Here is a 17,450-nt window from a genome sequence, read left to right on the forward strand (position 1 = left end):
TGCTCCTGCTCGCTCGCCACGACGAGCCCACCATCTGCCGTCACCACTTCGGCCGAGACCAGGTTGCGGCGACGGTACCTGGTGCGACCAGAGCGGTCGGCCTGCCTGCAAGCAGGGCAGCCATTCAGCACTCTCATCGTCGCGCCCCAGGAATGGCGAGCGGGGCAAGTAGCCGCACCGCATGAGCAAGCCACCGAAGCAAGACGTTGATCGGCCCTCTATGAAACGGACGGCAGCGGCTCTATGTTCGTCATCTCAACGCTGAGGGGGGAGTGGATGGACCCTGACGACGTGATGATCGACGCCCTGGCGGACAAGATCCTTGGGGGCAAGGTCGGAGGTGCCCTCCACCTTCCATTCCGGTGGAAGCAGAAGAATGCACCGCGCCGGCTGTCCGCCCCTATTCACGTCGAGGCAAACACTCCGGTCTGGACCGACCTCTCCTGCCGCCTCGAGCTCCGCTTCCGCATAGGCCTCGACAAGCCGTGGGAGTACAGCCTGATGCTCCTCCATCCCGGAAGTGGCACGATCCTGCGCCGCCTCGACGTACGGGGAACACACCTAGACCGTGAAACGGGCGAGCACTTCATCAACCGCACGCACAAACACAAGTGGAGCGCGCGGCGGGGCAACAGGCACGTCTACGCCCCAGATGACATCCGCCATGGGCCAGATCCGATCACCGATGCGACCCTCACCTCTATGGACGAAGAGTACGACCGCGTGGTGAGGGACTTCGTCCAGGAATGCAAGATGGACATCGCCACGGGCTACGTTTGGGTTCCGCCCGCGCCGCCCATGCCGCCCCCGACGCTAGAGGGATTCGAGGAATATCCATGAGCGCCTCCCCCCTCGATCCGCGCCTCACCGAGGACTTGCGCTGCTGGCACATCGCACCGGCAGGTCGCCTTGGAACCGTCGCGCTCACCGGACGCTCATACTTCGCTGACGGAGACGGCGTTACCGTCCTTCTGCGCGTATCCGGAGACGACGCCTTGGCCAGCGACGGAGGCACCATGGTGACCCGCCTGGCCGATGCAGGAGTCGACGTCTGGGGGCCTACCCGGGCAGCGACGGCCTGGACCGAGACTCTCAATGCGTTCCGCCTCAGCGAAGTTGACGGACGGATCGTGGGCCGCCGACCTCTGGAACAGGCAGCGACGCTCGTCTCGGACCTCAGCAGCGCCATGCTGACCACCGACGGCCTGCGATGGCTCGCGGCTCCTGAGCGGGACAGCAAACTCGTTCGGCAGCTCTACGCGTACCTAGACGATGCCCGCATCGCCTACGACCGGCGCCCCACTGTGGAGCTCCCCCGCGGCGCCAAGGTACGCCCCACCGCGCGCATCAACCTCCCCAAGCGAACGGTCCTGGTACAGGCCGTCGGCGGCTCGGAGCAGGGACTGGAACACGCTCTATCGCTCGTGCAACGCATCGAACGCGCGGACTATGCCTTCGATCAGCGCCTCGTCTTGCTGAAGGGCAACCCCCAGACGTGGCCCGCCGACCACCTTGATCTCCTGGCGGACCACACACCAGTCGGGTTCTCCGACCGCATGGACGCGGTCACCCGATTCCTCAAAGAGGGCACTCCGCTGGAACGTCCAGTCCCCTCAGAGCCGTAAACCGCGTCTCCGCTGGTCAACGGCTCGCGGCTGCCGTTCACCATGAGACGAAGAATCTGCCGGTGGTCTCCGGGGCCGCAGTCCTTGGCGCGGTATCAAGGGAAACCGGCTGGTCAGACGCTCGTGAGAGGCGTGGGGGTCGCGTGTGGTCGCAGGCTGGAGGTACCCACTTCCCTCCGCCTCCCGGAGGCGATGACCATGCGTATCAGCGTCGGCCGCGGCCGTGTCTACCGCCGCTGTGGCTGCAGGGACAACCATCGCCATCAGCTCGGCACACACTGCCCCCACCTGGTCGCCGACAGCGAGCACGGCACCTGGAGCTTCGCCGTCGATGTCCCCGCCCCGGACCACCGCCGCACCACGGTGCGCCGGGGCGGCTTCCTCAGCCAGGATGCGGCCGAGCAGGCCCTGAGCCGCTTCCTCGAGGGCGAGGCCGGCGGATACAACGCGGACCCGAACCAGACGGTCACCGCCTACCTGGGGGCCTGGCTGGAAGCGAAGGCCCTGGTACTGAAGCCGACCACCATGGCCCGGTACCGCGACTATGTCCGCAACGACCTCATCCCGGCCTTCGGCACCCTCAAGCTCGACCAGCTTGCTCACCGACACATCTCGGCCTTCACCACCTGCCAGCTCGCCGCCGGCCGCGGCGAGACCACCCTCTACCGGTGCCTGGCCACCCTCTCCAGCGCCCTCGGCGACTCCGTGCGCCAACACCGTCTGGCCCACAACCCGGCCCGTCCCCCGGTCCTGCGCCGTCCTCCGTCGCCGGAGCGTCGCATCTGGACGGCGGAGGAAGCCGCCCGCTTCCTCGCCCACTGCCACCACGCCGACCCCGAGATGGCCGACCTGTTCGAGTTCCTCATCGGCACCGGCCTGCGCAAGGGCGAAGCCCTCGGCCTCCACTGGGACGACGTCCACCTCGACCAGGGCGTCTTCTACGTCCGCTGCACCCTCTCAGCCATCGACAACAACCACCTCGTCATCACCACACCGAAGACCCGGTCGAGCCGCAGCTGGGTCGCCATCCCACCCCGCGTCGCCACAGCCCTCCGGCACCGAGCACAAACGGTGCCTCGAAGGCACGGCGATCCTGACGATCCGTTCGCCGGACTCGTGTTCTGCCGACGCGACGGTCGCCCCCTCGGCCCCCACCAAGTCCTCGACCGACTGCGCCGCCTCTCCGCCGAGGCCGGTGTCCCCAGGATCACGGTGCACGACCTGCGGCACTTGGCCGCCACCATCACCATCACCGCCGGCGTGCCGCTCACCGTGGTCTCCAAGACGCTGCGGCACTCCACCCTGTCGACGACCGCCAACCTCTACAGCCACCTCACCCAGCAAGCAGCCCGAGAAGCCGTCGACACCATCGACCACACCCTCACCGGAGCCGAGCAGGCCAGCCATCAAGCGGACCACATGGCGTGGCCGCGACCACCACGCGACCACATCCGCCAGCTCCGCGAGGTTGTGCGCCGACTCCGCTCCCCCGTCGTTGCAGGGTTCAGCGCCACGGCCGACCGGCGGCAGACTGGACGTGCGACCACACGCACGAAAGGCCGTCCTCCCATGGATGAGAGAACGGCCTCCGACCTGCGTAAACGCTGGTCGGGACGACAGGATTTGAACCTGCGACCCCTTGACCCCCAGCAGCGCGCACATCCGTAAATGCTGTGCGCCCATCGACATGGGTGTTGGTCCCCATCTGGTCCCCAGGATGCACCAGATGAGCAGGGGGCCCGCCAGCCGTCACAGCTGGCCACCAGGCGAAAGCGACTCAGGAGGCGGTGTGGCCCCGCTTCCGTTCGGCTCGGCGCCGCAGGTTGCGGATGACCTCATGCCAACGCCATGAGCCATCCCAGCCGCAGTCCACGTGTCCGCCAGGCTCCCAGCCCGCAAGGTCTTCCAGCTGCTTGATCAGGGCATCCGGATCGACAGGCACACGGTGCGTACGCTCGTCGTCGAGCTGCTCTGCGATGTCGTGCAGCCGGTGAGCAGCACGGTAGTAGGACAGCTGGGTGTCGGTCAGTCGGCGTACGGCATAGCCTCCGCACTTGCTGCACCAGTCCCAGTCGTCACGGGCGAGCAGGTCCGCCACTGTCAAGAGGTCGTCGCTCGCCGCGAGGCCTCGATCACGTGTGTGCCGGCATAGGGGTGAGTGACCCCGGCCTTCGAACTTGGGGTCCGAGTTCGTGGCGTAGATCTGCGCCTGACCCAGGACACCCAGCGGAAGACTGCTGCCGGCGCGCCAACGGTCGTCGCTGGGCGGCCGGAACGGCATGAGGTCCAAGCGGCTGGACGCGAGCAGGCCCTCCCACACCGCGAGGGGCAGCATGCCGGAGCGGCCCGTGTCGAGGGTCCGCAAGTCGGAGACGCCACGTGCCATGGCGAGCAGGCGCAGATTGTGCTCCTTGTCGTGCCCCGGATACGTCCGCCGGACGACGTCCCGGGCCCCGGCTGCAAGGCCCAGGTCGGCCCCGAAGTGGCCATCCTGCCGTGCATGGCCGGGGCCCGAGGATGGGGCATCGCCGGCCTCCGGCGCAGGGACGGCCTCCTTGGACCAGGGAGTGATCACGCTATCGGGAAGGTCCGACGCACTAGCGACGATGATGCCGAGCCAGCCCTGGGCGAGTCGCGTCTCAATGGCTTCGAGAGGCAAGACCTCCGCTCCCCCGCTCGTCGAGAAGACGATGTAGAGCTGGTCGGCGGCGGCGTACGAGAACTTCCGCAGCGCCCGGAGGTGTTCGGGGGTAACGGGCTGCCGGTCGAAGATCGGGGCGTCGTCGAAGACGCCGGGCCGGACGAAGTCCGGCTGCTTTTGGGGGCCCGCTTCGGTAGCCACGGCTTCGGAACCGCCCGGCTCGCACGTGAGGCTGCTTGAGGGCGCAAGGAGTCTGTCGGCGACGAGGGGCGGGACTCTCAGCTTCAGCGTGCGCCGCCCCCAATCGGCGGTAGCGGTCCATGTCACCACCACGCCGAGGGTCCACCGATCCAGGCCCTCCAGGACCTCTGGAGCCCCTCCGGGCGAAGGCTCCTCCGAGCCCTCCGGCAAGCGCGCCGTGACCCACACCGTCGGTGTCGAATCCGTCGTCGCAACGGCGGCGCAGGCTTCGTCCTCCCAGGACTGAATCAGCCGGGCAGCCCCTTCCCGAGCTTCCGCACGCCCCTTCTTGTTAGACCTGATGCCGTGCACGAGGTCATAGCGGATGATCGCCCGTGATTCCGGTCCTTCCCAGCTCCGCTCGGCCGAGTACTGCCACCTGCGCCACAAGGAGCTCAGGGCGGTGGAGATCTGGCTGCTGTTGCCGAGCACCGCGAAGCCAGGATCGTCGCTTGGCAGCGGGGGCGTCTCCAGACTTGCCGCCGCAGCGGCCACGAGGAGCCCGGACGGCTCCACGAAGAGGGCCGCCTGGGCTCGCAGAGTCTCGAGGTAGCTCGCCTTCGCCGACACCTTCGGCTTCGCCCAGTCGCTCAGCCAAGGGAAGTGGGTGATGATCGCCTGTGCCCGGTGGAGGCTCTGGGCTGCATGCCGCCAGCGGGACAAGACCCGCTCCTGCAGCTCTTGGGCCTCCCCACGCGCTTCCCGCCGCAGGTCGTCCTCCTCGACTTCGTCTTCGGCCTCGTCTGCGACGTCCCTTTCCGCGCGCAGGAGCTCGGCTGCGGCTCGCACCTCATCCTGCGTCCAGTACACGTCCTCGTCCGGCTCCGCATAGGCCTGCAGCTGGTGGAGCAGTCCCGTTCCGCCAAGCGCGTTCATGAAGAGGCCCAGCCCGGACGTCGGCCGGACACTCGGACCCCAGTCCGCGCAGCCCGAGCAGAACCTCTCCACCGCATCCGCGTTCAACGGGACCTCGGTCGTGGTCACGTTGGACGTACGGAGCTGGCCGCACTCTCTGCGGACATGCAGTCTGGCGTTCCTGCCCTTCGCCGAGTAGACGGTGATCTTGGTGCCCTCAAACAGCCCGAGCGGTACGTCGGATGTCAGCATGCGGTCGCGCACGAACTCCCCCTTCTCCTGCCTAGCGAGCTTAGAGCCGAGCACTGACATGCGCTGCCGGATGCTGAACGAAGCCCCCACCCTGATGACACCGCCTACGTCCGCGAGTTGCTCGCGGCGCAACACCCGATCCTGCTCCAGCAGAACCATCCGACCTACAAGATCGAGATCTTCGCCCAGAGCGTTCTCATCGGGCCAGTCCACTGCACTGCCCGCCCGCAGCCGGGAGACAGCATGGGACCCGCCCAGTGCACCAGTTGACCAGCCGACGACCTCAGCCTTCAGGCCTCCCCGCCGCACTGCCCAGATACTTGCATGCAGCACTGGTCCCCAGATCTGGTCCCCAGATCTGGTCCCCAACCGGGCGTCGCCGCACATCGCGCTGAATCCACCCCGCACACAGACGCCGCAGCGAAGCCCTCGGGGGAAGAGACCGCAGTTCCGATCTCTCGTCATGGACCGGATCACGCTCGGCGGCGCGCTGCCAGGCGTGGGTAGCCAGCGATGGCCGTCGGTAGGGTCGGGTACACGTGGTTCGCCCCAACCACTGCCGTGAGGCCGTAGGCATCGAAGAGTTCGCGAAGCTCCTGCTTGACACGGGCGAACACGAACACAATGTCGTGCTTGACGAGTTCGGCGCGCACGGGCTCGACTGCACAAAGGGCGGTGATGTCGACCTCGACGTTGGCCTCGGTGTTCAGGACGAACCAGTGGACCGTCCCCCCTGCACAGCGACGGCCGCCAGTCCGCGAGTCGCTCGCCTCGCGCCCATGACGCCCACAGCCCCTGGCAGTCACAGATCTGAACGTCAGGAGAGCCGGGCATGCTGCGCGTACGGTCGGAATGCTGATCACGCTACTGAGGACAACGAACGGCCGCAGCCCGTTCGGTTCAGGGCCTGCTGTCAGAGCAGGTCGGTATCCTAGCGCCCCACTACTTTCCAGGGAACGGTGTCAACTGTACGTTCTAGCCGCAGAATTGAGCGGGCCGGCGTCAATGCCCTCCGTTCGCTCCTCGAGGAAAATGATCATATCGTTCAGGAAATCGATGGTGGAAACGATCACGGCGAGGACATGATCGTAAATTTCACTCGAACTGGGAGGCGAACCGGATGCTGGATCGCCATCCAAGTAAAGAGCGGCAAGAAATATAAGCGAGTCAACGGGTATGCAATCCCCGTTGAAGATCACTTCGACGACTGGCGGCAGAGCCGGATCCCCATCGTTGGCGTCGTATACGACATGAAGAAGAAAGCGCTTTTCTGGGTCAACCTCACCGAACAGTTACGCTCGACGGAAGTCAGCCCCGGCTGGGTGCAGGTATCAAACTCGGCCCGACTCAACGCGGACACCGTAGATGGATTCCAGTCAGAAATCTCGACTTACGCAGGCGATACACAGATGCGCATTCGCGCATCCAATCAAGAAGAGGCTTTCACCGAAGCCATCCGAGCACGCCAAGGACTAGACCCCGAAACCGCACCAAACCCTCTTTTCGAAGGAATGGCCGACTTCGCCCTTCGCCACGAGGAACGACTTCACGTGATCGCACGAGACGTGCGACGATCCATCCCAATCCAAGTCCTCACCTTGGTCATGGTGTGGGAGTGGCCTCGACAGATCCGCTTCGTGGAGGGATCAGTGGACATGAACCCCGTCCCGTGGGTGTTGGGCCTGTATTTCTTCATGCTCCTCATGGCCTTCACGATCTTCTTTGAGTTGAGGGCAGGGCGAAGGCCGAAAGAAACCGGCAACTGGCTAATTTTCGTCGCATGCAACTTCCTTTGGCTTCCATTCCTGGACCCCGACGGTGATCGCGGCTGGTGGGGAACGACCTGGATTATCGCGGGAATTGCGATCCCGTCTTTCGGCATCAAGCTCCTCTACATTAGCTTCATCGGATATGCTCGCGATCGAAAAAGGAAGCAATATCGGGCCACTTCCTGACTGCCGAAGCTCGCACCTGAGCGGCGGAGCGATCGCCGTGATCCCATGCTGGGAGCATCCGCTTCCCTCCGCCTCCCGGAGGCGATCCCCATGCGTACCACGACCGTCGGCCGCAGACGGATGTACCGCCGCTGCGGCAGCAGAGACCCTCAGCACTACCAGTTGGGCTCCCGCCGCCCCCCTGTTCCAGTCGGCGCTCGCGACGCCAAGCACATGACCCCTCAAGATCCGAGCCGCACACCGCGCAGCTTCTCTGATCGGCAGCTGGGTAACCACTCAACGCCATGCAGGCAAAAAACCTGGTCCGCCAGCGGCGTGAGGGCGCGATCGGCGGCCGACTGGCCTTCCTCGCCCACGCTCCCGTCATCACATTCGGCACCCGCATCCCCCGCCAGGAACTACTCCGCCGCGCCTCGATCCCCTTGGCGGACCCGGACCGGGGCGCCCTGGCGTGACGTATACGAGCGGTACGGGCCACGGGACGGGGTCCACGACCTGTTCCAGCGCTGGCAGCGGGACACAACCTGGGCCGCACAGACGCGGGATCGAGGCCGCGATTCCGTTGCCCCGCGGTCCGTTTCCGGGCAGACGGTTCTGTGCGCCGGCCGGGTGAAGGGGTGGCTCTTCTGGTGGGCCGACCGGGCTAGGGGGGGGGAGAAACTCCTGATGAGCCGCCCTACTGTGGCTCCGCCCACCGTTCCAGAAGCAATACGAGACGTGCATTCCGGTGTGGTCACGCGACTCCCTGCCACGGGAAGTCCGGCTGTCAGGGCGCGCACATCAATTCCCGCCGAAGAGCCAGGCGCCAGCGCACCGGGTCAGCGCTCGGCGGCGTCCTTCCAGTAGTCCTCCAGCATCTCCCCGGGCCACGCGGGCTGCGTGACGGCGCCCCTCGGTAGGAATTCCTCGAAGACGGCCACCAAGTCCACTACCAGGGTGCCCTCGTCTGCGTCGAGGTCGGTGACGTGCAGGTCGCGCCCGTCGACGCGGAGTAGCCGCGGGAACGATGTCGCGAGCCGGGCCGGGCGCCGGTGGTTGTGGTGCACGAAGGTGCCCGTCGCCGGCCACGCCGGATTGTCGCGCGGACTGCGGGCGTGAAGAGCGACATCGTCAGGAGAGCCGAAGTTAAAGAACCAGGTGACCTGGAGGTGGGAGAACTCCTCGATCCCCTGCAGCGTCTCTTCCGGGTACTCCGGGCGCAGGCGAATGATCGACTCAACACCCCCCTTGAAGTCGTCAAGACGCCCCCTATGGCCTCCGACCACATCGGCGATCACCGGCACCTCGATGGACTTTGCGGACACACGTTCCCCCTTCTCCGCTCGCGGCACAGAAAGGCGGTCGACCACTGGACATCCGCCTTCACCACCATGGCGCCGTCAGGCTACTCGTTCGAGTACGGCCTTGGCGCGCTCGTCGATCTCCGACGCCGCGCTGATCCCCCGGTTACGGAAGGGGGACAGCACCCTTCGCATGTTCACGGCGGCCTCGCGCACTCGTCCCGACTGCACACCTTCCATCGCATCCAGCGCCTGCGCCCACGTCATGCACGCGGCCTCGACGTTGCCCTTGCGGGCCTGCAGGGTGCCCATGTACCCCAACGTCACGGCGTGGGTACGGCTGAAGGTGTCGGCCTTCCGCGTCAGCACGCTGTTGTTGAACTCCCGGAGCGCTCCGTCGAGATCGCCGAGCGTCCACAGGGTGCGCGCGGTCTCGTGGGCCAGAGACGCCCGCTGGAAGAACCACACCCGACTCGGATCCTCGTCACCGGCGGCCGCCGCAGCAAGGTCGTCCTCGGCCCGCAGGAGGGCCGCGATCGCCGCCCGTTTCTGTCCATCGGCGGCGAGACTGCGTGCTTTCACCACACCGAGGAGTGCCCTCTCGCGCGGCGTCGCCAAGGTGTACCGCTTGCGTTCGACGGAGGCCGTGGCGAGGTCGACAGCAGCCTGCGGGTGTCCGAGGTCCGTTGCCTGGTGAGCCATCGCCCGCAGGATATGGCCCGCGAGCGGAGCGTCGTCGGCTTCGGCCGCGAGTTTGAGAGCCAGGGTGAAGTAGCGCCGCCCGGCTTCGTGGTGCGAGGCGTCGAAGCTCATCCAGCCGGCGACGTACACGGCCTCTGAGGCAGCGGCGAGGAGTGCACGGCGGGTGTCGTCGCTGGTGAATACCCCGCCGATGTATCTGGCGACATCATCGACAAGGTACTGGTAGAGAGCCGTGCGGCCATCCATGCCGCCGTGTCGCTGGTCTCGCCGAGAGAAGAACTCCGTCATCTCACGTACAGCGCTGACTTCTGCGGCCCCGACCCGGCGGCTTGTCGCGGCCTGGCGGGACGCGGCCCGCTGAGGGGCTTCGTCCCACCACTGCTGTCCAGGCAGGGCCAGGCCCCCCACCGAGTAGGCGGCACCAACCAGCAGTCGGCGGCGTTCGAGGTCCACGTCGCTTCTCCCAAGGTCTACCAACGCAGTCAGCGTATCGACGTGCCACTCGGATGCCGCGGCCGCACCCATGTCCGTTAAGGAGAGCCCGATTTCAGCTGCGGTGACGGGGCGGTGAAGCCGACGCGACAACGTCTCGCACAAGATAGAGGGCGCTCTGCCGGAAGGCTGGGTGCCTGCCACCCACATCGCGATGTGCGAGCGGCTCGTTCCCAGCAGTTCCTGCGCCCCGACCTCGGCCGCGACCCTCACGAAGGCAGCCGCCACCTTCGGCTGCGACCAGCCGGTTTCCGCGATCGCGTCGGCCAGCTTCACGTTTCGCTCGCGCGCCATCGTTTACCTCGGTTCACGAAAACGATCTTTGACGGGTTTGACGGCCTCGGCTGCCGTCCGGAGATACCGCCGCGGTGTGATTCACGGTTCGCTCTAGGTCAACGAAACCATCAACTTCCCTCGCTCGGGAGGAGACCGGTGAAGACCAGCCAGATGCCTGATGACGGCCTCCGGGCTCTTTCGAGGAGCGGCGGCCCGCCTCCCTCAAGCCAGACCCACAGGGCGAGAACCACCCTCCGGCGGTGGCACTTCGGCTCCAGATCCTCCGCCGCTTCGAGTGCTCCTACCAGAAGGTCGATTGAGCCAAGCACAAGCTCAGGCACGAGCTGCGAGAAGGCGAGTATGGACCGAATCATGAGCCTGTCGAGCCTAATTGGAACCCCCGAGCAACAGACGAGCCTCAGGCTGGCCGCCAACGACAGGGCCCCGGGCAGTGCCCGGTCCTTCACCCGCAACGTACTGACGGCGTGGGGTGCCGCAGACCTCCTCGACCAAGCCGTACTGATCGTCAGCGAACTCACCACCAACGCTGAGCGGTACGGCCGGACTCCTGACACCGGCAGCGTCCTGCCCCCGAACGCGGAATGCGAGGCCGTCGATGAAATCACGCTGACGCTCGCCCTGAAGGCGGGCGTCGTGGGGATCGAGGTGGAGGACAACTCCCCGCAGCCCCCGGTGCCGCGAGTTCCCTCGCTGTATGCCAGCAGCGGGCGCGGCCTGCGCCTCGTGTCTGCGATGGCTGACATGTGGACGGCCTGCCCCCTGAAGGACGGCACCGGAAAGCGGGTGATCGCCTTCATCAAGCGCGCGGAGTCCCCCGTAACCCCCTGAGCTTCTGCCCCTTGGAGATCACTCATGTCATCGCGGCTCACGCCCCTGCGCGTGCTCCTGCTCGACCTGGACGGCGTACTCGTCGACACCCGCCCCGTCATGGAGAGAGCCTGGCACCAGGTCCAGAAGGACCACGGCCTCAACGTGCCCTTCGAGATGTACGAGCGTCACCTGGGTCGGCCCTTCGCAGACATCATGGACCAGCTCGGGCTCGCAGACGCCGAGGCGATTCACCAGACGTACTCCCAGGCGTCGACGGCCGCGTCCCATCTCGCCCGACAGTTCGACGGCGTCGCGGAAGTCCTGCACGCTTTCGCCTCTGCCGAGTGGCGGCTGGGCATCGTCACCTCGAAGCCGTTGGACCGAGCTGCCCCTCTCTTGGCCCAGCTCGGCGTCCCGTTCGCCACGGTGCGCACTCCGAACGGGGTGGGCCGGGGCAAACCCGCGCCGGATCCGATCCTGCTCGCCCTCATCGACCTCGGCGCGGACCCGGCCGATGCGCTGTACGTCGGCGACATGGCGGTCGACCAGGAGGCCGCGCGCCGTGCCGGCGTCCCCTACGTGCACGCGGCCTGGGGCTACGGCGCCCCGCGCCGCCCGGCCCCCGTCGTCGCCGAATCCCCTAAGGACCTGCTGCGTCGCATGGACACCGGGCCGCTCCTCGAAGGCAGCCCGGTATGACGCCGCCCAAGCGCACGGCCCTCGGCATCGCCCGGGCAGAGTCAGGTGGCAAGCCCCTGTGGGCACTCGTCGGCGAAGGCGCTTTCGCGACCACGAAGTCCGACCGGATCACCACGGCCGAGCTGGAGGTCTTGCCCATCGAACCGGCATCAGCCGGAGCACGGGTGGACGAGGTGATGGAGTCGCTCGAGTCGTACGGCGCTGACTTCGCCAGGACGCCAGGGGGCGCGGGGTGGACGTACGTCCAGCACGTGCCGGCGCGGCGCCTGGTCGCGCAGGTCGTCCGGAAGCTCGCCGCGCTCAGCGCCTGGGAGCCGTTCGCGAAGGCCCCCGGGCCGCTGAGGCCGGCGCCGCACGAAGGACTCGTCGGGCTGCGGTCGAGCAGCTCCCGCGAGTACCGGGCGTACACGGTCACTTGGTCGGGCATCGCCTACCTGCTCGGAGCCGCGGCCCCCCACAACCCCCGCCGTTCCTCTCAGTTACGCGACCTCCCCCAGCGCCCAGTAGCCGTAGCGGCACCGGGCCCGGCTCCCTCGGAGCTGCCGCGGAGCGAGGTGGTGGCGCTGTCGTGGTCCTCCCGTCACGCCGACACTCTTCTGCCGGTGCTGGGGGAACTGGCCCGAGAGGGGTCCCCGAACCTCGTGGTGGACCTGGCCACCCACCCGGCGGAGCGGTGCCCGGCTCCGAACGTCGCGGGGGTGAACCTGTGCTTGCCCCCGACCAGTCTCTTCGACCTCTCAGGCCCTGTGGCCGGTCTGCGGGCGCCGGACGACGGCCGCGTCGTCCAGGTGGATGAGCACGAGGTGCAGCTGGCCCGTCTGGTCCGTCTCGTGTCCGTACTACTGGAGACCAGCGGCGGGTGCACCCAGCCCTCGTGGCGCTCCGTGATCCAGACGGAGACTTGGCTGGACGGCGTACTCGCCGCAACCCGGCCGCACACCGTCCTCGTGAGCAACGACACCAGCCCACTTGGCGCGTTGGCCGTCCATGCGGCAGAACGCCATGGGGCGAACACCGTGCACGTTCAGCACGGGGCCTGGACGGCCCATTCGGTCACATGGCCCGCGCTGCACAGCCGGGACATCGTCGTCATGGGCGAACGGGATCTCCCTCTCGCCAGAGCGTGGGCCCGCCACCCTGATGCCGAAGTCCACGTCCTGGGCCAGCCCCGCTTCGATGCGCTCGCCGAGCTCGACAACCGGGCCCAGCGGCGCTATCTGGAGACACTCCTGGCACCCGCCGTTGGCCCAGCACCTAGCCGTATCGTCGTGTGGGCCTGCCAGCCCTTCGGACCTGACCGGCTCAAAGCGCAGGCGGATCTCCTTCTGGACGGCCTCCGGAAGGCCGGCGGCAGCTGGGGCCTCGTCATCGCGCCGCACCCTGCGCAGGGCGCGGACGCCTTCGCCCCCCTGCTCGAACGGGACGGTCGGCCACTCGTCGCCGTCGCTGATCCCCGGGTCGGCGCTCGCGGCTGCCTCGCCGGTGCCGATGCCCTGGCGAGCGCCTATTCGACGTGCGGCATCGAAGCCACCCTGGTGGGCGTTCCGGTGCTCGAAATCGGATCGCCCGGCGAGCACACGCTCGGACTCTCCGAACACGGCCTTGCACGGCGGTGCAGCACCTCCAATGACGTCGCCGATGCCCTCGCCGCGTTGTGCGGAACGCGCCCGCCTGAAGTCCCGACCGCGACGGACACGGTGTGCCGGTGGCGCGGCGACAGCGCCGCCCAGGTCGCGCGCCTCATCACCCGCCGCGAAGACGGCCATTCCACGCACTCCCACCACGATGCCCGCAGCACCGAGTCCGTACTGCCGCTAGGCGAAGGAGCAACTGCCCGATGACACACCTGACCGCCGACAGCGTCGCCGAGCTCTTCGTCGGCGCTGTCGCCCTGGCCAAAAGCGGCGAGAGGGTCAGCCCGCGCGGCATGGCGACCCGCGAGGTCTTCGACGTCCATATTCGGCTGACCGAGCCGCGGGCCCGCCTGCTGTCCGCGCCGCCGGTGCGTGTCATCAACGCGGCGTTCGCCGTGGCGGAGACCGTGTGGCACCTCTCCGGCTCGGACGCCCCGTGGATCTTCCACTACAACGCGCGTCTGCGGCAGTACGCCGACGATGGTGTCCTGCGGGGCGCGTATGGACCGCGGATGCGGAACTGGGCGGGCAGCGTGGACCAGCTGAGGCGCGTCGTCGAGATCCTGAAGGAGGACCCCGACTCCCGCCGGGCGCTGATCCAGCTCTACGACCCGGCCAAGGATGCCGCCGGGCACAAGGACGTGCCCTGCACCCTGGGCTTTCGCTTCTACCTGCGTGCCGGCCGCCTGCACATGTCGACCACGATGCGTGGTCAGGACGTGTGGATCGGCATGCCGTACGACCTGTTCTTCTACACCGTGCTGCACGAACTGGTCGCGGGCTGGCTCGGCGCTGAACTGGGTGAGTTCCACCACCACGTGGGATCGCTGCACATCTACGAGGACCACCTGGACCAGGCCGAGCAGCTGACCTCGGTCACCGCAAGCTCGATCATGCCGGACCTCACCACTCCATGGCGGGGCTTCGACGGCCTCCTCGACCAGATCGTGGCGGGGGACGTGACCGGCCACCCGGGCTGGGACACGATGGCAGCCACACTCCACAGCTACCGCCTGTGGAAGGAGGGCTCCCGCGACCAGGCGTGGCGGATCGCCGACACGATCGACGGCCCGCTGGGCGAGGCGCTGACCGCCTGGTACGGCGAGCTGAACCACCGTGCCCGCACCTCCACCACGCTCGAGTCGGCGGGGACGCGGTGATGGCGGCCACGAACCGCGCGCCCTCGGTCGTCCTCGGCATGTGCTCCTTCACGCACGACTCCTCCGCCGCCCTACTCGTGGACGGGGAGCTGATCGGCTTCGTCGAGGAGGAGCGGCTCTCCCAGCAGAAGCACACCAAGGACTACCCCCACCACGCTGTCGAGTGGCTGCTGGAAGAGGCGGGACTCACCGCCGCCGACATCGACGCCGTGGCCTACAACTTCCAGCCCGCCCGCTACCTCGCCGAGTCGCTGGCGGCCCTGCGGCTGGCTCTGTCGCCGGCCACGCGCGACCGGACCCTGGCGAGGGCTCGCGGCTTCGCCAAGGTAACGCTGCGAACCCAACAGCGCACACGCGCGCTCGGTCGGCGGTTCCCCTCCGCCCGCGTCATCCCTGTCCTGCACCACCAGGCGCACCAGCTTGCGGCCTTCGCCGCTTCCGGGTGGAACGAGTCCGCCGTGCTCGTTGTCGACAGCCTCGGCGAGCGCCAGACCACGACCATCGCCCGCGGGCAAGACGCGCTCCATCCCTCCGCCCGGACCCTGGAGGCGATCAACGACCCCGCCTCGCTGGGCTACGTGTACGGCGCGGTCACCGAGCACCTCGGGTGGCGCCGGGGCGACGAGGAGGGCACCGTGATGGCGCTCGCCGCCCTCGGCGACCCGGAGCGGTTCCGGCATCTGTTCGCCCGGGCTGTGCGCACCACGCCGACGGGATTCATGGTCGATCCCGGGTACTTCCCGCCCCGCGTACTGACTTCGGGCTATCCGCGGACCTCCCGCCATTTCATCACCGAAACGTGCCCCGAGCGTCACCCGAGCGAGCCGCTCCAAGACGTCCACAGAGATCTGGCCGCGGCCCTCCAGGAGCGCACCGAGCAGGTGATGGTGCACCTGGCCCGCCGGGCGCGGGTGATCACCAGATCGCGCCGTCTGTGTGTAGGCGGTGGAGTCGCCACGAACTGCGTGAGCGTCGGCCGGATCATCGAGGAGAGCATCTTCGACGAGGTGTTCGTCCCGCCCGCCCCGGGCGACGCCGGCACCGCGATCGGAGCCGCCATCGCCGTGCACACGGGCAGCCGCGGGCGGCGGCCCGTGTCCGGCGTCGCCCGGGCCTGCTACCTGGGACCGTCGTTCCAGGACCAGGCCCTCGACCTCACGCCGTGGCCTGATCTCCAGCAGAAGACGCTGGGCCTCGAGACTGCCGATTTCCTCGCCGACCAGCTCGCCCACGGAATGATCGTCGGGCTCTTCCAGGGCCAGGTCGAGGCGGGCCCCCGCGCCCTGGGGAACCGTTCGATCTTGGCGTCCCCCCTGGAGCCAGGGGTCGTCGAGCGCTTGAACGCCACCGTGAAATTCCGGGAGCCGTTCCGCCCCTTCGCCCCCATGGTCCTGGCCGAACGTGCCGGGGAGTTCTTCACCCTCGGTCAGGAGGCCCCGTACATGTCGATGGCGTCCGGCGTGACCGACAAGGCGCGCGAACGTGTACCGGCCATCGTGCACGCCAACGGAACATCCCGGCTGCAGACCGTCTCCCGGACCCAGAACGTGTTCATGCACGACGTGCTGAGCGCCTTCGCGCGTCTCACCGGGGTACCTGTGCTGATCAACACCTCGCTCAACGTCAAGGGCAAGCCGATCTGCGGGACACCGGAGATGGCGCTGGACTGCCTGGCCAACTCCGGGCTGGATGCCCTGCTTCTGGAAGGCCGGTGGATCACCAAGTGAAGATCGGATACAGCTTCTGGGGTTTCCTCGGCAACGGGATCACCGACACGCCGGACGGGGGACGAAGCCACCGCCGCCCACTGATCGACGCTCTCATCGCCCGGGGCCACGAGATCGTTTTTCTCCAAGCCAACCGCGACCTGCTCGAGGCCGGCGATGACCTGGAGTATGCCTACACCTTCGACGGCGGCAGCCCGGACATCGATGTCCTGTTCCTGGAGTGGCGCTGGGGGATCAACGGGCGCAACACCACCCCGTGCGGCACTGAGGGTCATACCTGCGACCTGCACCGCCAGGCCGACCTGGTCGACCGGTACACCGTGCGTAAGAAGACGCCCACCGTGGTCTGGGATAAGGACCGCCAGCTCCCGCTGGACAGCGTCTTGCGGCGCGCCGATCAGACCAGCGTGTGCGAGGCCGCTCTCGAACCGACACCGGGCGCCCACCGCCTGCTCTTCCCGGTCGACGACCAGCTCCTCACCTCGGCGGATCCGGTCGCCCTCGCCCGGAAGCCTCGGGACCTCGTCCTCGGGTACGTCGGTAACCAGTACGACCGGGACGAGCACTTCGACCGCTTCTTCGCGCCGGCCGCCGCCCGGTTCAACCACCTGGTCGGGGGCAAGTGGACCAAGAACAGCCGCTGGCCCCACGTCCGGTTCCTCGGCAGGCTGCCGTTCGAGGCGGTCCACGCCGTGTACGGCAGGTCCCTGGCGACGGTGCTCATGCTGCCGGAGAGGTACGCCGCCGTCGGGCAGATGACGCAGCGGATCTTCGAGGCCGTGCTCGCCGGCTGCCTCCCGCTCGCCCCTGCCGACATCCTTCACGCTGCCCGCTTCGTGCCCGAGGAGCTGATCGTCAGTTCCGGTAGCGAGGTGATCGAGCGGCTGAACCACTTCCAGCGAATCGCCGGCACCCAGCAGCACGCGGACCTGATCGCGGCTTGCCTGGACCGCCTGAACCTGTTCCGCCTGAGTCGGCAGGCCGACGCCTTGGAAGCCGTCCTGGCCACGACCGCCGGCCCCGTCTTGGTGGAACGGGGAGCGGCATGACGCAGCTGACCTCCCAGACCATGGCGTCTGGA

The 17,450-nt window shown here is 67.7% G+C and carries 15 protein-coding genes and 1 pseudogene; 12 read left to right on the top strand and 4 right to left on the bottom strand.

What is annotated here, in order from left to right:
* The first annotated feature begins 243 nt into the window (after nucleotides 1-243).
* The 3 genes from ACGFYQ_RS08635 to ACGFYQ_RS08645 all read left to right on the top strand — a co-directional run bounded on the left by ACGFYQ_RS08635 (nucleotide 244) and on the right by ACGFYQ_RS08645 (nucleotide 3,293).
* Nucleotides 244-840 carry a hypothetical protein gene (locus tag ACGFYQ_RS08635; protein WP_393741390.1) on the top strand — a complete coding sequence of 199 codons (597 nt, stop codon included), beginning with the start codon at nucleotides 244-246 and terminating at the stop codon, nucleotides 838-840.
* Nucleotides 837-1,625, top strand: a complete 789-nt coding sequence (locus ACGFYQ_RS08640) for a hypothetical protein (RefSeq protein WP_393741392.1) — start codon at nucleotides 837-839, stop codon at nucleotides 1,623-1,625. The genes ACGFYQ_RS08635 and ACGFYQ_RS08640 overlap by 4 nt, the downstream gene beginning before the upstream one ends.
* Nucleotides 1,626-1,823: 198 nt before the next feature.
* Nucleotides 1,824-3,293 (top strand): tyrosine-type recombinase/integrase, encoded by a 1,470-nt coding sequence (locus tag ACGFYQ_RS08645; RefSeq protein ID WP_393741394.1) that lies wholly within the window; start codon nucleotides 1,824-1,826, stop codon nucleotides 3,291-3,293.
* A 109-nt stretch (nucleotides 3,294-3,402) separates the two neighbouring features.
* Here the strand turns inward: ACGFYQ_RS08645 and ACGFYQ_RS08650 are convergent, their stop codons facing one another.
* Nucleotides 3,403-5,772, bottom strand: a complete 2,370-nt coding sequence (locus ACGFYQ_RS08650) for a hypothetical protein (protein ID WP_393741396.1) — start codon at nucleotides 5,770-5,772, stop codon at nucleotides 3,403-3,405.
* 314 nt (nucleotides 5,773-6,086) lie between these two features.
* Nucleotides 6,087-6,266, bottom strand: a complete 180-nt coding sequence (locus ACGFYQ_RS08655; protein WP_393741398.1) for a hypothetical protein — start codon at nucleotides 6,264-6,266, stop codon at nucleotides 6,087-6,089.
* A gap of 306 nt (nucleotides 6,267-6,572) precedes the next feature.
* Here ACGFYQ_RS08655 and ACGFYQ_RS08660 point away from each other — a divergent pair, with 306 nt between their 5' ends.
* The 3 genes and pseudogenes from ACGFYQ_RS08660 to ACGFYQ_RS08670 all read left to right on the top strand — a co-directional run.
* Nucleotides 6,573-7,568, top strand: coding sequence for a DUF4365 domain-containing protein (locus ACGFYQ_RS08660; protein WP_393741400.1), 996 nt, complete (start codon nucleotides 6,573-6,575; stop codon nucleotides 7,566-7,568).
* Between the two features lie 284 nt (nucleotides 7,569-7,852).
* Nucleotides 7,853-8,023, top strand: coding sequence for a hypothetical protein (locus ACGFYQ_RS08665; RefSeq protein ID WP_393742153.1), 171 nt, complete (start codon nucleotides 7,853-7,855; stop codon nucleotides 8,021-8,023).
* A pseudogene (locus ACGFYQ_RS08670) lies at nucleotides 7,992-8,102 on the top strand (transposase); the annotation flags it as partial. The gene ACGFYQ_RS08665 and the pseudogene ACGFYQ_RS08670, both read left to right, overlap by 32 nt.
* A gap of 284 nt (nucleotides 8,103-8,386) precedes the next feature.
* Here the strand turns inward: ACGFYQ_RS08670 and ACGFYQ_RS08675 are convergent.
* Entirely contained in the window at nucleotides 8,387-8,872 is a 486-nt protein-coding gene (locus tag ACGFYQ_RS08675; RefSeq protein ID WP_393741402.1) for a TrmO family methyltransferase, read from the bottom strand.
* A 75-nt stretch (nucleotides 8,873-8,947) separates the two neighbouring features.
* The gene (locus ACGFYQ_RS08680; protein WP_393741404.1) at nucleotides 8,948-10,336 is read right to left on the bottom strand and encodes a Tat pathway signal protein; all 1,389 of its coding nucleotides are present in this window, start codon (nucleotides 10,334-10,336) and stop codon (nucleotides 8,948-8,950) included.
* A 354-nt stretch (nucleotides 10,337-10,690) separates the two neighbouring features.
* Between ACGFYQ_RS08680 and ACGFYQ_RS08685 the strand changes: the two genes are divergently transcribed.
* The 6 genes from ACGFYQ_RS08685 to ACGFYQ_RS08710 are packed head-to-tail and all read left to right on the top strand — an operon-like array spanning nucleotide 10,691 to nucleotide 17,418.
* On the top strand, nucleotides 10,691-11,167 hold the full coding sequence (locus ACGFYQ_RS08685) for an ATP-binding protein (protein WP_393741406.1): 477 nt from the start codon (nucleotides 10,691-10,693) through the stop codon (nucleotides 11,165-11,167).
* A 24-nt stretch (nucleotides 11,168-11,191) separates the two neighbouring features.
* Complete coding sequence (locus tag ACGFYQ_RS08690; protein ID WP_393741408.1) at nucleotides 11,192-11,848, top strand: HAD family hydrolase; 657 nt, start codon at nucleotides 11,192-11,194, stop codon at nucleotides 11,846-11,848.
* Nucleotides 11,845-13,689, top strand: coding sequence for a hypothetical protein (locus ACGFYQ_RS08695; RefSeq protein ID WP_393741410.1), 1,845 nt, complete (start codon nucleotides 11,845-11,847; stop codon nucleotides 13,687-13,689). Before ACGFYQ_RS08690 ends, ACGFYQ_RS08695 begins: the two co-directional genes overlap by 4 nt.
* Entirely contained in the window at nucleotides 13,686-14,642 is a 957-nt protein-coding gene (locus tag ACGFYQ_RS08700) for a thymidylate synthase (protein WP_393741412.1), read from the top strand. The genes ACGFYQ_RS08695 and ACGFYQ_RS08700 overlap by 4 nt, the downstream gene beginning before the upstream one ends.
* Entirely contained in the window at nucleotides 14,642-16,369 is a 1,728-nt protein-coding gene (locus ACGFYQ_RS08705) for a carbamoyltransferase (protein WP_393741414.1), read from the top strand. Before ACGFYQ_RS08700 ends, ACGFYQ_RS08705 begins: the two co-directional genes overlap by 1 nt.
* Complete coding sequence (locus ACGFYQ_RS08710; RefSeq protein WP_393741416.1) at nucleotides 16,354-17,418, top strand: hypothetical protein; 1,065 nt, start codon at nucleotides 16,354-16,356, stop codon at nucleotides 17,416-17,418. Before ACGFYQ_RS08705 ends, ACGFYQ_RS08710 begins: the two co-directional genes overlap by 16 nt.
* Nucleotides 17,419-17,450: the final 32 nt, after the last annotated feature.

Source organism: Streptomyces sp. NPDC048258, from assembly GCF_043201995.1.
Taxonomy (GTDB): Bacteria; Actinomycetota; Actinomycetes; order Streptomycetales; family Streptomycetaceae; genus Streptomyces.

Coding starts and splice junctions, on each gene's coding strand:
- ACGFYQ_RS08635 (WP_393741390.1), top strand. CDS start 244: ATGTTCGTCATCTCAACGCTGAGGGGGGAGTGGATGGACCCTGACGAC.
- ACGFYQ_RS08705 (WP_393741414.1), top strand. CDS start 14,642: ATGGCGGCCACGAACCGCGCGCCCTCGGTCGTCCTCGGCATGTGCTCC.
- ACGFYQ_RS08685 (WP_393741406.1), top strand. CDS start 10,691: ATGAGCCTGTCGAGCCTAATTGGAACCCCCGAGCAACAGACGAGCCTC.
- ACGFYQ_RS08700 (WP_393741412.1), top strand. CDS start 13,686: ATGACACACCTGACCGCCGACAGCGTCGCCGAGCTCTTCGTCGGCGCT.
- ACGFYQ_RS08680 (WP_393741404.1), bottom strand. CDS start 10,336: ATGGCGCGCGAGCGAAACGTGAAGCTGGCCGACGCGATCGCGGAAACC.
- ACGFYQ_RS08645 (WP_393741394.1), top strand. CDS start 1,824: ATGCGTATCAGCGTCGGCCGCGGCCGTGTCTACCGCCGCTGTGGCTGC.
- ACGFYQ_RS08690 (WP_393741408.1), top strand. CDS start 11,192: ATGTCATCGCGGCTCACGCCCCTGCGCGTGCTCCTGCTCGACCTGGAC.
- ACGFYQ_RS08695 (WP_393741410.1), top strand. CDS start 11,845: ATGACGCCGCCCAAGCGCACGGCCCTCGGCATCGCCCGGGCAGAGTCA.
- ACGFYQ_RS08665 (WP_393742153.1), top strand. CDS start 7,853: ATGCAGGCAAAAAACCTGGTCCGCCAGCGGCGTGAGGGCGCGATCGGC.
- ACGFYQ_RS08650 (WP_393741396.1), bottom strand. CDS start 5,772: ATGGTTCTGCTGGAGCAGGATCGGGTGTTGCGCCGCGAGCAACTCGCG.
- ACGFYQ_RS08640 (WP_393741392.1), top strand. CDS start 837: ATGAGCGCCTCCCCCCTCGATCCGCGCCTCACCGAGGACTTGCGCTGC.